General features: G+C 65.3%; 15 protein-coding genes. 8 read left to right on the top strand and 7 right to left on the bottom strand.

The features are described 5' to 3' along the window. The 4 genes from zapD to G471_RS0107695 are packed head-to-tail and all read right to left on the bottom strand — an operon-like array spanning position 1 to position 3504. The gene (gene zapD, locus G471_RS0107710) at positions 1-759 is read right to left on the bottom strand and encodes a cell division protein ZapD (RefSeq protein ID WP_028994846.1); all 759 of its coding nucleotides are present in this window, start codon (positions 757-759) and stop codon (positions 1-3) included. A gap of 60 nt (positions 760-819) precedes the next feature. Continuing rightward, on the bottom strand, positions 820-1443 hold the full coding sequence (gene coaE / locus G471_RS0107705; RefSeq protein WP_028994845.1) for a dephospho-CoA kinase: 624 nt from the start codon (positions 1441-1443) through the stop codon (positions 820-822). Then, on the bottom strand, positions 1440-2135 hold the full coding sequence (locus G471_RS0107700; RefSeq protein ID WP_028994844.1) for an SPOR domain-containing protein: 696 nt from the start codon (positions 2133-2135) through the stop codon (positions 1440-1442). Before G471_RS0107700 ends, coaE begins: the two co-directional genes overlap by 4 nt. A 4-nt stretch (positions 2136-2139) precedes the next feature. Beyond that, complete coding sequence (locus G471_RS0107695; protein WP_028994843.1) at positions 2140-3504, bottom strand: TrpB-like pyridoxal phosphate-dependent enzyme; 1365 nt, start codon at positions 3502-3504, stop codon at positions 2140-2142. A gap of 120 nt (positions 3505-3624) precedes the next feature. On the opposite strand from G471_RS0107695, the gene G471_RS0107690 reads away from it, so the two are divergent. The 7 genes from G471_RS0107690 to G471_RS18295 all read left to right on the top strand — a co-directional run bounded on the left by G471_RS0107690 (position 3625) and on the right by G471_RS18295 (position 9392). Further along, positions 3625-4155, top strand: coding sequence for a DOMON-like domain-containing protein (locus G471_RS0107690; RefSeq protein ID WP_028994842.1), 531 nt, complete (start codon positions 3625-3627; stop codon positions 4153-4155). Further along, the gene (locus tag G471_RS0107685; RefSeq protein WP_028994841.1) at positions 4152-5372 is read left to right on the top strand and encodes an exo-beta-N-acetylmuramidase NamZ family protein; all 1221 of its coding nucleotides are present in this window, start codon (positions 4152-4154) and stop codon (positions 5370-5372) included. The genes G471_RS0107690 and G471_RS0107685 overlap by 4 nt, the downstream gene beginning before the upstream one ends. Next, positions 5369-6625: an anion transporter gene (locus G471_RS0107680; protein ID WP_051295355.1), complete on the top strand. Its 1257-nt coding sequence runs from the start codon at positions 5369-5371 to the stop codon at positions 6623-6625. Before G471_RS0107685 ends, G471_RS0107680 begins: the two co-directional genes overlap by 4 nt. Before the next feature lie 114 nt (positions 6626-6739). Next, positions 6740-7081, top strand: coding sequence for a DUF4870 family protein (locus tag G471_RS0107675; RefSeq protein ID WP_028994839.1), 342 nt, complete (start codon positions 6740-6742; stop codon positions 7079-7081). A 76-nt stretch (positions 7082-7157) separates the two neighbouring features. After that, positions 7158-7457, top strand: a complete 300-nt coding sequence (locus G471_RS0107665) for a type II toxin-antitoxin system RelE/ParE family toxin (protein WP_028994838.1) — start codon at positions 7158-7160, stop codon at positions 7455-7457. Positions 7458-7460: 3 nt separating this feature from the next. Next, the gene (locus G471_RS0107660) at positions 7461-7748 is read left to right on the top strand and encodes an addiction module antidote protein (RefSeq protein ID WP_028994837.1); all 288 of its coding nucleotides are present in this window, start codon (positions 7461-7463) and stop codon (positions 7746-7748) included. Positions 7749-7835: 87 nt separating this feature from the next. Next, positions 7836-9392: an ATP-binding protein gene (locus G471_RS18295; RefSeq protein WP_051295354.1), complete on the top strand. Its 1557-nt coding sequence runs from the start codon at positions 7836-7838 to the stop codon at positions 9390-9392. On the opposite strand, the gene ftsX is transcribed toward G471_RS18295, so the two are convergent. Genes ftsX through ftsY form a run of 3 tightly spaced genes read right to left on the bottom strand, consistent with a single transcriptional unit; the run spans position 9393 to position 11913 of the window. After that, positions 9393-10292, bottom strand: coding sequence for a permease-like cell division protein FtsX (gene ftsX / locus G471_RS0107650; protein WP_028994836.1), 900 nt, complete (start codon positions 10290-10292; stop codon positions 9393-9395). Then, on the bottom strand, positions 10289-10939 hold the full coding sequence (locus tag G471_RS0107645; protein ID WP_028994835.1) for a cell division ATP-binding protein FtsE: 651 nt from the start codon (positions 10937-10939) through the stop codon (positions 10289-10291). Before G471_RS0107645 ends, ftsX begins: the two co-directional genes overlap by 4 nt. Then, positions 10936-11913 (bottom strand): signal recognition particle-docking protein FtsY, encoded by a 978-nt coding sequence (ftsY, locus tag G471_RS0107640; protein WP_028994834.1) that lies wholly within the window; start codon positions 11911-11913, stop codon positions 10936-10938. The genes G471_RS0107645 and ftsY overlap by 4 nt, the downstream gene beginning before the upstream one ends. 109 nt (positions 11914-12022) lie before the next feature. Between ftsY and G471_RS0107635 the strand changes: the two genes are divergently transcribed. Beyond that, positions 12023-13381 (top strand): M16 family metallopeptidase, encoded by a 1359-nt coding sequence (locus G471_RS0107635; RefSeq protein WP_028994833.1) that lies wholly within the window; start codon positions 12023-12025, stop codon positions 13379-13381. The last annotated feature ends 11 nt before the right edge of the window (positions 13382-13392 follow it).

Here is a 13392-nt window from a genome sequence, read left to right as displayed (position 1 = left end):
TCAGAGGTTGCAGAAAGTCAGGTCGAACTCGACATCGCGCTCGCAGCCACGCGCTTTCAGTTCATTGAGCGGTGGCTTGGTGAAGCGGATGTTGAGGAAGTACTTGTTGGCGCTGACTTCGGGGACCGCGGCTTCCTCGGGATCGACTTCGACGCGCACCATCTGCGCCGAGGTACCGCCGAGATTGAGCTGGAACTGCCCATGCACGGCGACATGGCGCTTAGGCCGGCCGCTCGAACGCAGCAGGCGCAGGACGATGGCCGACGCGTCACGCAGCGCGAACATCGGCTTGCTCCAGCCTTCCAGCGCCGCCCGCCGGGTTTGCGGGTCGCGGTGCAGCCACCAGTGATACGAGGGCAGGTCGAATTCGCAGACGCCGCCGGGAATGGCAGCGCGGCTCTTGATGCTCATCAGCCAGTCGTTGTCGCGCAGATACTGGCCAATCTTGCCGCTCATGCCGAGTAACGCGGCCGACGACTGCTCGATTTCGTAGAGCGCGCCGGACAGGGCTTCTTCGGAAATATCGGGGTTGTTGCGAAAGGCCAGCAAGGTCTGCCGCTGCCGTTCGAGTTCCTGGATCAGGTCCATCTTGAGGTCGGCACGCCCCGATGCCTCGAGGATTTCGAACAGGGCGACAAGCGCCGCATGGTGTTCGTGCTGACCGTCCGCCCGGGCGAAGTAAGCCGTCTTCTCGAAGAGGTCTTCGAGACGCAACAGCGTGCGGATGCGCTCGTTGAACGGATATTCGTAGGTAATCACTCGGCCCGGTTCCGGTAATCGGAAAATTGTGCTGAATTCTGAGCCATTTGCATGCAAATCTCAACAGTTTGCATTAGGTTTTTTCAGGGCAGAGGCGAGATATTTCCGATGCAGGGCAGCGATCTGTGCGTCGAGATTTGCCTTGTCGCCGCCGTTGTCGATGACATCGTCGGCAATCGCCAGGCGCTGCTGACGACTGGCCTGGGCCGCCAGAATGGCTTCGACCTCGGTCCGCGACAGCCCGTTACGGGCCATGACGCGTTCGATCTGCAGGCTTTCCGGGCAATCGACGACGGCGATGCGGTCGCAGCGTTCGCGGTACTGCCCTGACTCGACCAGCAGCGGCACCGCCAGGATCACGTAGGGCGCCGTCGCGGCACGGCAACGCTGATCCGACAGCTCGCGGATCAGCGGATGGAGGATGGATTCGAGGCGCGTTCGGGCCGAGGCGTCGGCAAAGACCAGACGGCGCATCGCCGCCCGGTCCAGCGCACCGTCCGGGGTGGCGATAGCGTCGCCGAAAGCCTGGCGCAGCAGCGGCATGGCCGCACCGTCGGCAGCCGTCAGCTCATGGGCGATGGCATCGGTATCGACCAGCGCCGCCCCCGCCTCGACAAAGCGGTCGGCGACCGTCGTCTTGCCGCTGCCGATCCCGCCCGTCAGACCGACGACGTAATGACTCACTCGCAGTCTTTCGGCGGATTCTTCGGCAGCGCCTCAAGCAGCGCCGCCTGCAGCATGGCCCTGCGCTCGGCCGGACCGCGCAGCTCGACCTGCAGGTTGCCTTCCTTGTCCGGACGCGCGCCCACCCTGGCTGACCGCACGCCCAGCGCCTGCAGTTTGGCCAGGTGCTCCTGGGCCCCCTTCTCGCTGCTGAAAATACCCAGCGAGATGGCGTTGCGCGAGGGTCCGTCCTGGACGATGAAATACTCGCTGACGCCCAGCGTCTTCAGTTCCTGAGCCTTCTTGTCGGCTGCGGCACGGTTGGCCAGCGGCGGAATGTGCACCCACCAGCCGCTGCCTTCGCCGGCAACCGTCTTCCGGGTCATGGTGAAATCGGCAAAGCCGCCACCGACAACCCGTCCGACGCGCTCCGCCTCAACCTTGGCCAGCGAAACCCAGCGCAGGCAGACCGGCGCTACCACCTCTGCCGCAGCCTCGGTCGTGGCAACTTCAACCGGCACCGGCTCGACCGGCGCTGCCTGAGGTGCAGCAGGCGCCGGCGGCTCGCCGCTGGCGACGATGCGGATCCGCTCGGGATGCAACTGCAGCCCGACCCGGTTGCTCTCGTTGCTCCCGCCCGTATCGATCAATCCCGTCGAAAACGCGTAGAACAACAGGTTGGCGAGAACGAGGAGGAAGACGAGGATTTTCACGATTTCAGCCGACCTTGGGCAGGTGCTTCAGCGATTCGACGATGGCTTCGGCCGGATACTCGTAGTCTTCCAGCTTGCCGGAGAAATACTTGTCGTACGACGCCATGTCGAAGTGGCCGTGGCCGGTCAGGCAGAACAGGATGGTCTTGGCCTCACCGGTCGCCTTGCAGCGCAGCGCTTCGTCGATGGCGGCACGAATGCCGTGGCAGGATTCGGGCGCCGGGATGATGCCTTCGGCGCGGGCGAACTGGACACCGGCTTCGAAAGTTCCGACCTGCGGCACGGCGATGGCGTCGAGCAGCTTTTCATGGAACAGCTGCGAAAGCAGCGGCGAAGCACCGTGGTAACGCAGGCCGCCGGCGTGGATGCCGGGCGGCATGAAGTCGTGGCCGAGCGTGTACATCTTCATGATCGGCGTGTAACCGGAGGCATCGCCGTAATCGTAGGTGTAGGCGCCCTTGGTCAGCGTCGGGCAGGAAGTCGGCTCGACCGCGACGCAGCGCAGGTTGGCCGCGCGCTTGTCGCCGGCCGCCTTGTCGGCGAGGAAGGGGAAGGCGATACCGCCGAAGCTGGAACCGCCGCCGCAAGGCCCGAAGATCACGTCCGGGTAGAGGCCGATCTTGTCGAACTGCTTCTTGGCTTCGAGACCGATCACGGTCTGGTGCAGGAGCACGTGGTTGAGCACCGAACCCAGCGTGTAGCAGGTGTTCGGGTCGGCGGCGGCTTCCTCGACGGCTTCCGAGATCGCCAGGCCGAGCGAGCCCTGGCAGTCCGGGTCGGCGGCCAGCGCGGCGCGGCCGGCATTGGTCAGGTTGGTCGGCGAGGCGAAGACCTCGGCGCCCCAGGTCTGCATCATCGAGCGGCGGAACGGCTTCTGCTGGTAGCTGACGTTGACCATGAACACGCGCACCGGCAGGCCGAACATCTGACCGGCGTAGGAAATCGACGAACCCCACTGGCCGGCGCCGGTTTCGGTGGTCAGCTTCTTGGTGCCGGCGAGCTTGTTGTAGAAGGCCTGCGGCACGGCGGAATTGGGCTTGTGCGAACCGGCCGGCGACACGCCTTCATACTTGAAGAAAATCTTGGCCGGCGTGCCCAGCATCTGCTCCAGACGCAGCGCGCGGCACAACGGCGCCGGGCGCCATTGCGCATAAATCTGGCGAACTTCCTCGGGAATCGGAATCCAGCGCTCGGCGCTCATTTCCTGTTCGAGGATGGGGTCGGGGAAAATCGCCCCCATCGCCTCCGGCGGCACCGGGTTGCCGTCCGGCCCGAGCGGCGGCGCCGGCGGGTTGGGCATGTCGGCAACGACGTTGTACCAGTGGGTCGGGATTTCTTCTTGTTCGAGGTTGATGCGCAACGGTGTCATGTTTTTTCTCTCTCCCTGCGGTCTATGCCGCAAAGGCGCTAAATTACTCCAAAACCCCGCCCGGACCAAGGGCACAAGGATTAAAGTAGCGCCTGTTTTCGCCCTGCAATTTCGCTGTCCATGAACCTCGAATCCCTGCGCTGCCACCCTGACGGCACCCCGCCCGACGGCCTTGCCGTCGCGGTCGCCATCCGGCGCACCGACGATGGCGGCTTGCGCCTCGATTACCGGCTGACGCGGGCCTTCGTGAACCTGCTGCTGCCGGCGGCCACAACGCCCGCGCGGACCAACGAACTGTGGCGCCACACCTGTTGCGAAGCCTTCATCGCCCCGGCTGGCGGCAGCGCTTACCGCGAATTCAATTTCTCGCCCTCCAATTGCTGGGCCATCTACGATTTTGCCGATTACCGCCAGGCCTCGGCCTTGCCGCCAATCGACACGCCCCCGCACATCACCTGCCGGCGCGACGGCGACGACCTGTGGCTGTGCGCCGAACTGCCGGCGACCCTGCTGCCCCCCGGCGCCGCCCGCCTCGGCCTGACCGTCGTCGCCGAAACCCCGGCCGGCGACAAAAGCTACTGGGCGCTCGCCCACGCCGGCGAACGCCCCGATTTCCACCTTGCCGCCAGCTTCACGCTGCCCCTGCCATGACGCAAAAACTCCTGTTCGGCATCGACCGCCTGATCAACGACCGCGAACTGCGCCGCCCGCTCGCCGGCCGCCGCCTCGCCCTGCTCGCCCACCCGGCCTCGGTCACCGCCGACCTGACACACAGCCTCGACGCGCTCTCCGCCCTGCCCGACCTCAAACTCACCGCCGCTTTCGGCCCGCAACACGGGATCAAGGGCGACAAGCAGGACAACATGGTCGAGTCGCCGGACTTCGTCGATCCGCAGCACGGCATCCCCATCTTCAGCCTGTATGGCGAGGTACGCCGGCCGACCGAGGCGATGATGGCCACCTTCGATGTGCTGCTGGTCGACCTGCAGGATCTCGGCTGCCGCATCTACACCTTCATCACCACGCTGCGCTACGTGCTCGAAGCCGCCGCCGCGCATGGCAAGAGCGTCTGGGTGCTCGACCGCCCCAACCCGGCCGGCCGCCCGGTCGAGGGCTTCACCCTGCGCGCCGGCTGGGAGAGCTTCGTCGGCGCTGGACCGATGCCGATGCGCCACGGCCTGACCATGGGCGAACTCGGTCACTGGTTCATCGCCCAGCGCAAACTTGACGTCGATTACCGCGTCATCGAAATGCACGGTTGGCAGCCCGAGGCAGCGCCCGGTTACGGCTGGCCGCTCGGCGAGCGGACCTGGGTCAACCCCAGCCCGAACGCCCCCAACCTCTCGATGGCCCGCGCCTACGCCGGTACGGTGATGCTCGAAGGCACGACGCTTTCCGAAGGGCGCGGCACGACCCGACCGCTCGAGTTCCTGTTCGGTGCTCCGGACATCGACGCGTCGGCGGTGCTGGCCGAGATGCGAGCGCTCGCGCCCGACTGGCTGGACGGCTGCAAGCTCCGCGCCTGCTGGTTCGAACCGACCTTCCACAAGTTCCACGGCCAGCTCTGCCAGGCGCTGCAAATCCACACCGAAGGCCCGTATTACGAGCACGCCGCGTTCCAGCCCTGGCGCCTGCAGGCGCTGGCCTTCAAGGCGATCCGCCGCCTTTACCCGGACTACCCGATCTGGCGCGATTTCGGCTACGAATACGAATTCGAACGCCTGGCCATCGACCTGATCAACGGCTCACCGCTGCTGCGTGAATGGGTGGATGATCCGGCCGCAACCCCGGCCGACCTGGACGCCGCCGTACAGGCCGACGAAAACGCCTGGCTGGCCGAACGCGAGGTTTTCCTGATCTACCGATGATCCCGGAACTCGCCGCCCCGCTGCACGCCATCGAGACGCATCCGCTGCAGACGGCCATCGTCGCCGTCTTTGCCATCGTCTACCTCGGCATGTTCCTCGGCGGCCTGCCCAAACTGAAGCTCGACCGCAGCGGCGTCGCGCTGCTCGGCGGCATCGCCGTCGTCGGCATCGGCGCGATGAGCACCGAGGAAGCGGCGCGTGCCGTGCATCTGCCGACCATCCTGCTGCTGTTCGCCTTCATGGTCGTTTCGGCACAGATGCGCTTGGGTGGTTTCTACACCGAAGTCACCCGCCGCGTCGCCGCACTGCCGCTCGCCGAACCCTGGCTGCTCGGCGCCCTGATCTTCGTTGCCGGCGCGCTGTCGGCGGTGTTTTCCAACGACATCGTCTGCCTGGCAATGACGCCGGTGGTCGCCCGCCTGTGCATCGAACGCCGGCTCGACCCGGTGCCTTTCCTGGTCGGCCTGGCCTGCGCCGCCAACATCGGCTCGGCGGCAACGCTGATCGGCAATCCGCAGAACATGCTGATCGGCTCGGTGCTGCAACTGCATTTCGCCGACTACCTGATCAAGGCGCTGCCGCCGGTCGTCCTCAGCCTGCTCGCGCTGTGGGCCTGGCTGGTCTTCGCGCCGCGCCGCGCCACCGAGGCGCCCACCGCCGCCTCGGCCGACGAGACCCTTCCCGCTTTCGACCGCCTGCAAACGGCCAAGGGCCTGACCGTCGCCGGCTGTCTGCTGTTCATCTTCCTGTTCACCGACTGGCCGCGCGAAGTCGCTGCCCTGGTCGGCGCCGGCCTGCTGCTGCTCTCGCGCCGCTTCCATTCCTCGCACGTGATGGGCTTTGTCGACTGGGAACTGCTGGTCCTTTTCGTCGGCCTGTTCGTCGTCAACCACGCCTTCGAAACCACCGGCCTGGCCGCCGCCGCAGTCGGCTGGCTGGGTGGCCACGGCATCCACCTCGGCGACACCGGCCCGCTGTTCGCCATCGGCGTCTGCCTGTCCAACCTGGTCTCCAACGTCCCGGCGGTGATGCTCCTGCTACCCCACCTGAAAACCCCGGACGCCGGCCTCACCCTGGCCCTGGTCAGCACCCTGGCCGGCAACCTGCTGCTGGTCGGCTCGATCGCCAACCTCATCGTCGTCGACCTCGCCCGCAAACAGGGCATCGCCATCGACTGGCGCCAACACGCCCGCATCGGCATCACGGTCACCCTGCTGACGCTGGCGATTACCTGGGGCTGGCTGAGCCTGTAGACGCCGTTCCGCATGATGCTGGCCTATCCCCGGCAAATATTGCAGAATCATCCCCGTCATCCACACCATCGCCTGGCGACAGCACTGCCGGACGAACCACCGGGGAAGCACCGCATGGACTACACACCCGCCACCGGCGATGCCGACAAGTCGGCCAAGACGCTGACCACCGTCATCTACGCCCTGTACGCCGCCTCCTTCCTGATCGGCATCACGGCCATCGCCGCCATCGTCATCAACTACATCAAACGCGGCGAAGTCGCCGGCACCTGGCTCGAAAGCCACTTCCGCTGGCAGATCCGCACCTTCTGGTTCGGCCTGCTCTGGGGCATCATCGGCGCCATCCTCTTCGTGGTCGCCATCGGCTGGTTCATCCTCGTCGCCAACGCCGTCTGGATCATCTACCGCATCGTCAAGGGCTGGCTGAACCTGAACGACGGGAAGCCGATGTATTGATGCAGATGGACAGGCTGTTCATCTACGTCACGTTCGAAATTGCGCACCGGTATCCACTTGGATACAATATAGCGACATGAACACCTTTCATCGCTCCGATGAATTTGACTCTTGGCTCGCTACACTGAAAGATAAAGTGGCACGCGGTCGCATTGTTCACCGCATCCGCTCTGCCGAACATGGCAACTTTGGCGACTGCGAGCCGGTAGGTGGTGGGGTATCTGAAATGCGCGTGCATTTCGGGCCCGGCTATCGAGTCTATTTCACGCGTCGCGGCGAGGTAACCTATTTGCTTCTACTGGGTGGCGACAAGTCCTCACAGAAGCGCGATATCAAACGCGCCATTGAGATGGCGCAGGCTTTGGAGAAGGAGTAAAACATGGTCAAGTTTGCCCCCTTTGACGCCGCCGATTACCTCGACGATGAAGAAACCATTGCGGCGTACATTAGCGCCGCATTGGAAGATGCCAATCCGGATGTGTTCCTGACCGCAGTACGCGATGTGGCCCGTGCCCGAGGCATGGCCCAACTTGCAAAAGATGCCGGCCTGGGTCGAGAAAGTCTGTACAAGGCGCTCACGCCCGGGGCGAAGCCTCGGTACGACACAATGCTCAAATTACTCCACGCGCTCGGAGTAAAAATCTCGGTTTCCCCGCTACATAGCTGATCGCCCCCTTCCTCTCCGGACCGCACCGCCCGATTGTCCTCCTTCCGGCAGTTCGGCCATAATGGGCCAACTCCCGGAATCGAGACGATGGAAGCCCAGCGCAGCAATCCCGCCCTGCATCGCGTGCCCCGCTACATCCACCAGCGTCGCTGGTGGCTGATCCCGCTGTTGCTGTGGATCGGCGGTAGCGCGCTGTATTTTCTGGGGCACATGCACGATATGCGGCAGCAACTCACTGCTGTCGGCATCGAGGGGGCGCGCAACATGTTCCGTATGGTGGTGCTGACGCGCGACTGGAATTCCTCGCATGGCGGGGTCTATGTGCCGGTCACGCCGCAGATCCAGCCCAATCCCTACCTCGACCATCCTCACCGCGACGTGACGACGACCGACGGGGTGGCGATGACGATGATCAATCCGGCCTACATGACCCGCCTGATCGGCGAGATGGCGGCAGTGGACGATTCGACGGTATTCCGCCTGACCAGCCTGAAACCGATCCGCCCGGCCAACCAGGCCGATCCCTGGGAGAGCCGTCAGCTGGAACGCTTCGAGCAGGGAGTGAGTGAAAGCTGGTCGGTCGAGAGCAGCGAAGACGGCGGCCGGCAATTGCGCTACATGGCGCCGCTGGTGGTCAAGGAAAGCTGCCTGGCCTGCCATGCCGTGCAGGGCTACCGCGTCGGCGACATCCGGGGCGGCATCAGCGTGACCCAGGATTACACGCCGATCGATAGCGCGATCAGCCGGCATCGCGGCGACCTGCTGCTGAGCACGCTGGCGACCTGCCTGCTGATCTCCCTGCTCGGCTGGGCGCTGCTGGAACAGTTGCGCCGGCGCTGGATCGAACTGGCCGGCAAGATCGACGAGGTGGAATCGACCCACCGGCAGTTGCTGCAATCGGAAAAGCTGGCGGCCATCGGTCAGTTGGCGGCGGGCGTCGCGCATGAAATCAACAATCCGGTCGGCTTCGTCAATTCCAACCTCGGCACGCTCGGCAAGTACGGCCAGCAGATGATCGACCTGCTCGACAAGTGCCGCAGGGGCGAAGCCGGCGAGGCCGATTTCGCGGCCTTCGACTACGACTACCTGCGCGGCGACCTGCCCGCCCTGCTGCAGGAATCGCGCGACGGCCTCGAGCGCGTGCGGCGCATCGTCGCCGACCTCAAGGATTTCGCGCGTATCGACCAGAGCGACGCGGAGGACTTCGACCTCGACCATGGGCTGGAGAGCACGCTCAACGTGGTCTGGAACGAACTGAAGTACAAGGCGACGGTGACCCGCGAATTCGGCAAGCCGCCGCCCGTGCGCTGCATCGGCGCGCAGATCAACCAGGTGGCGCTCAACCTCTTGGTCAATGCCGGCCAGGCGATTGTCGAGCACGGCACGATCACCGTGCGTAGCGGCTTCAACGACGAAACGGTGTGGTTCGAGGTGATCGATAGCGGCTGCGGCATGTCGGCCGACGTGCTGCCGCACATTTTCGAGCCCTTCTACACGACTCGGCCGGCCGGCAAGGGAACCGGCCTGGGGCTGGCCCTGGCCTACGACATCGTGCGCAAGCACGGCGGTCGCATCGAGGTGGACAGCGAACTCGGTCGTGGCAGCCGCTTCCGCGTCACGCTGCCGCGAACCGACCGCGCCTGATCAGTCGAAGCGGCGCAGCGACAGGCTGACCGACAACTGCGCGCCGAGCCAGCCGAGAATGCCTCCGGCGGCGCAGAGCGCGGCGATTTCCCGCACCCCCGGCGCATGTAGCACGAAACTGCCGCCGTACAGCGCGGCCAGTTCGCCGACCGGGCCGGCCAGCAGATGCAGGGCGGCAAACACCAGGCCGCTGGCCACCAGCCCGCCAAGCACGCCTTGCAGTGCGCCGAAATAATGGAAGGGGCGGCGGATGAAGCTGTCGGTGGCACCAATCATCCGCGCCACTTCGATTTCGGCGGCCTGGGCCAGCACCTGCAGGCGGATGGTGTTGAAGGTCACCGCCACCAGACCGGCGCCGAACAGGCCGGCGAGCATCAGCACGGTCAGCTTGCCGAGCCGCAGGAAGGCGTCGAAGCGCTTGACCCAGGCCGAATCGAGTTGGGCGTGCGCGACCTTCGGCCAACTGGCGAGTTCCTGACGCAGTACGTCGAGGGCTTCCGGCGAGGCGTCGGCCGGCTCGACAATGAAGGCGTCGGGCAGCGGATTGCGCGGCAGACTGGCGACGATTTCGGCCATTTCCTCGCTTTTCTGCAGGCGCTTGAGCGCTTCGTCGCGCGGCACGAAGGTAAAGCGGACGCCGGGCAGGGTCTGCAGGCGGCTTTCGATTTCGGCGATGTCCTTGCGCGCCGCACCGACTTCCATGAAGACGCTGATTTCCTGCACGCCGGAGGCGCTACGGCCGAGTTCGCGCAGATTATCGAGAACGACGTAGCCGAAGGCCGGCAGGGTCAGCGCGATGCCGATGGCGAGCAGCGACAGCAGGGTGTTGAACGGTGCCGCCAGCAGGCGGCGCACCGACAGCGCCAAGGCAGCGCGATGTTGTGACAGCCAGCGTCTCATACCACCCTCCCGTGATCGAGGCGCAGCGCGTTGCCCTGGCAATGCTCGATCCACGACTGGTCGTGGGTGGCGACGACGATGGTCACGCCGACCCGGTGGAAATCGGCGAACAGCGTGCGGATGTCCTGCGCCGAGGCGCTGTCGAGATTGGCCGTGGGCTCGTCGGCGAGCAGCACGGTCGGCCGGTTGACCACGGCGCGGGCGATGGCCAGACGTTGTTGCTCACCGCCGGAGAGGGCAATCGGGTTGGCTTTTTCGCGCGCCAGCAGGCCGACCTTGTCGAGCGCCGCCTGCGCCCGGCGCACGGCCTCGCGGTGCGGCAGGCCGACGATCTGCAGCGGCAGCATCACGTTGTCGAGAGCGCTGCGGTCGAACAGCAGTTTCTGGTCCTGGAAGATCATGCCGAAATGGCGGCGCACGTAAGGAATGGCGCTACGGCGCAAGGCCGAGAGATTCTGCCCGTTGACCACCAGGCTGCCGGAAGTCGGCCGCTCGATCGAGGCGATCAGCTTGACCAGCGTGGTCTTGCCGGCGCCGGAATGGCCGGTGATCAGCACCATTTCGCCGGCACCGATCCGGAAACTGACCCCGGACAGGGCTTCGAAGCCGCCGGGATAGCGTTTGGTCAGGCTGTTGGCAACGATCATTGGTCGAACAGGGCATCCACGAAATCGCGCGCCGAGAACGGACGCAGGTCGTCGATCTGCTCGCCGACACCGATGAAGCGGATCGGCTTCGGGCACTGGCGGGCAATCGCCGCAACGACGCCACCCTTGGCGGTGCCGTCGAGCTTGGTCAGGACCAGGCCGGTGACGTTGATCGCCTTATCGAAGGCCTTGACCTGCTGCAGCGCGTTCTGGCCGATGTTGGCGTCGAGCACCAACAGGGTTTCGTGCGGGCCTTCCGGCTCGACCTTCTGGATGACGCGGCGAACCTTGGCGATTTCGTCCATCAGGTGCAGTTGCGTCGGCAGGCGACCGGCCGTGTCGGCCAGCACGACATCGATGCCGCGGGCCTTGGCGGCGGAAATGGCGTCGAAGATGACGGCCGCCGGATCGCCCGATTCCTGGGCGATGACGGTGACGTTGTTGCGTTCGCCCCAGGTCTGCAACTGCTCGCGAGCGGCGGCGCGGAAGGTGTCGCCGGCGGCCAGCAGCACGCTCTTGCCCTGGCTCTGGAAATACTTGGCCAGCTTGCCGATCGAGGTCGTCTTGCCGGCGCCGTTCACCCCGGCGATCATGATCACGTAGGGTTTGTGGGTACTCACATCGAGCGCCTGTTCGAGCGGCGCGAGAATCGCGTAGAGCGCATCCGACAGGGCCTGCTGGATGGCCTCCGGGGTTTCCAGCTTGTCGCGCTTGGCCGCCTTCTTGAGTTCGTCGAGCAGGTGGGTGGTCGCCTCGATGCCGACGTCGGAGGTCAACAGCAGGGTTTCCAGCTCTTCGAGCAGTTCGTCGTCGACCTTGCCGCGCGAGAAGATGGACTTGAGCTTGCCGCCCCACTGGGCGCGGGTCCGGGCCAGGCCCTTGAACAGGCGTTCACGCCAGGAAGCCGGGGCCGGGGTTTCGGGCGTGGCGTCGGGCTGGGCGGCCGACGTGGATTTCTTCAGGAAACTGAACATGAATGTTAAGGTCTCAGGCCTTGCTGACAGGCGGACGCTCAGTCGTTAAGATGCCGTCCGGATCGATGCAGAAACAGCCTTGGATTCTAGCAGAAAGCCCCCACTTCCCATGATCATGCGACACCTGCTTCCCGTTTTGCTGGCCCCGTGGCTGTTCTCCGCAGCCCTCGCCAACCCCTACGAAACCACGCTCGACAACGGCCTCAAGGTCATCGTCAAGGAAGACCGGCGTGCACCGACGGCGGTGCACATGGTCTGGTACCGGGTCGGCAGCATGGACGAGGTCGATGGCACCTCCGGCGTCGCCCATGTGCTCGAACACATGATGTTCAAGGGCACGCCGACGGTCGGCCCGGGCGAGTTCAACAAGCGCGTGGCCGCCGCCGGCGGACGCGACAACGCCTTTACCAGCCGCGACTACACGGCCTATTTCCAGCAGATTCCGCGCGAAAGGCTGGCCGAGATGATGGCCCTGGAGGCCGACCGCATGCGTCACCTGACTGTCGATCCCAAGGAATTCGCCCAGGAGATCAAGGTGGTCATGGAAGAGCGCCGCATGCGCACCGACGACGACCCGCAGGCCAAGCTGTTCGAGCAGATGAACGCGGTCGCCTATCAGGCCCACCCGTATCGCCGGCCGATCATCGGCTGGATGAACGACCTGGAGAACATGACCGCCGAAGACGCCCGCGCCTGGTACGACACCTGGTACGTGCCCAACAACGCGTATGTCGTCGTCTCCGGCGACGTCGACCATCAGGAAGTCTTCGCCCTGGCCCGCGAGCATTACGGCGCCCTGGCGGCCCGCCCGTTGCCGGCACGCAAGGCGCAGGTCGAGCCGCGCCAGGAAGGCACGCGCCAGCTGACGACCAAGGGACCAGCCGAACTGCCGGTGCTGATCATGGGCTACAAGGCGCCGATCCTGCGCAACCCGACGACCGACCGCGATCCCTACGCGCTGGAAATCCTCGGCGGCATCCTCGACGGCCACGACGCCGCCCGCTTCAACCGCAAACTGGTACGCGAGGACAAGCTGGCCATTTCGGCCGGCGTCAGCTACGACAGCACGGCGCGCGGCCCGGGCATGATCTACCTCTACGGCAGCCCGTCGGAAGGGCGCACGGTCGCCGAACTGGAAGCCGCGCTGCGCGCCGAGATCGCCCGCATCCAGCAGGAAGGCGTCAGCGAGGCGGAATTGAAGCGGACCAAGGCGCAACTCGTCGCCAGCCAGGTGTACAAGCTCGATTCGGTGTTCGGCCAGGCCATGGAAATCGGCCAGATGGAAGCCATCGGCCTGTCGTGGAAGGACGTGGACATCATGATCGACCGCCTGCAGCAGGTCACCGCCGCCGATGTGCAGGCGGCTGCGAAAAAATATTTCGACGACGACGCGCTGACCATCGGCATCCTCGACCCGCAACCGCTGGACGGCCTGCCGCGCCGCCAGCGCGTCCCCACCCGTCACTGAGGGAATCCGCC

The organism is Azonexus hydrophilus DSM 23864, assembly GCF_000429605.1.
In the GTDB taxonomy this organism is placed as follows: Bacteria; Pseudomonadota; Gammaproteobacteria; order Burkholderiales; family Rhodocyclaceae; genus Azonexus; species Azonexus hydrophilus.
This window is presented reverse-complemented; position numbering and strand designations above follow the sequence as displayed.

What these genes read in the sequence shown, in the direction of transcription:
- G471_RS0107665 (WP_028994838.1), top strand. Translation starts at nt 7,158, where the DNA reads ATGAACACCTTTCATCGCTCCGATGAATTTGACTCTTGGCTCGCTACA.
- G471_RS18295 (WP_051295354.1), top strand. Translation starts at nt 7,836, where the DNA reads ATGGAAGCCCAGCGCAGCAATCCCGCCCTGCATCGCGTGCCCCGCTAC.
- G471_RS0107635 (WP_028994833.1), top strand. Translation starts at nt 12,023, where the DNA reads ATGATCATGCGACACCTGCTTCCCGTTTTGCTGGCCCCGTGGCTGTTC.
- ftsY (WP_028994834.1), bottom strand. Translation starts at nt 11,913, where the DNA reads ATGTTCAGTTTCCTGAAGAAATCCACGTCGGCCGCCCAGCCCGACGCC.
- G471_RS0107690 (WP_028994842.1), top strand. Translation starts at nt 3,625, where the DNA reads ATGAACCTCGAATCCCTGCGCTGCCACCCTGACGGCACCCCGCCCGAC.
- G471_RS0107675 (WP_028994839.1), top strand. Translation starts at nt 6,740, where the DNA reads ATGGACTACACACCCGCCACCGGCGATGCCGACAAGTCGGCCAAGACG.
- ftsX (WP_028994836.1), bottom strand. Translation starts at nt 10,292, where the DNA reads ATGAGACGCTGGCTGTCACAACATCGCGCTGCCTTGGCGCTGTCGGTG.
- G471_RS0107645 (WP_028994835.1), bottom strand. Translation starts at nt 10,939, where the DNA reads ATGATCGTTGCCAACAGCCTGACCAAACGCTATCCCGGCGGCTTCGAA.
- G471_RS0107660 (WP_028994837.1), top strand. Translation starts at nt 7,461, where the DNA reads ATGGTCAAGTTTGCCCCCTTTGACGCCGCCGATTACCTCGACGATGAA.
- G471_RS0107695 (WP_028994843.1), bottom strand. Translation starts at nt 3,504, where the DNA reads ATGACACCGTTGCGCATCAACCTCGAACAAGAAGAAATCCCGACCCAC.
- G471_RS0107685 (WP_028994841.1), top strand. Translation starts at nt 4,152, where the DNA reads ATGACGCAAAAACTCCTGTTCGGCATCGACCGCCTGATCAACGACCGC.
- G471_RS0107680 (WP_051295355.1), top strand. Translation starts at nt 5,369, where the DNA reads ATGATCCCGGAACTCGCCGCCCCGCTGCACGCCATCGAGACGCATCCG.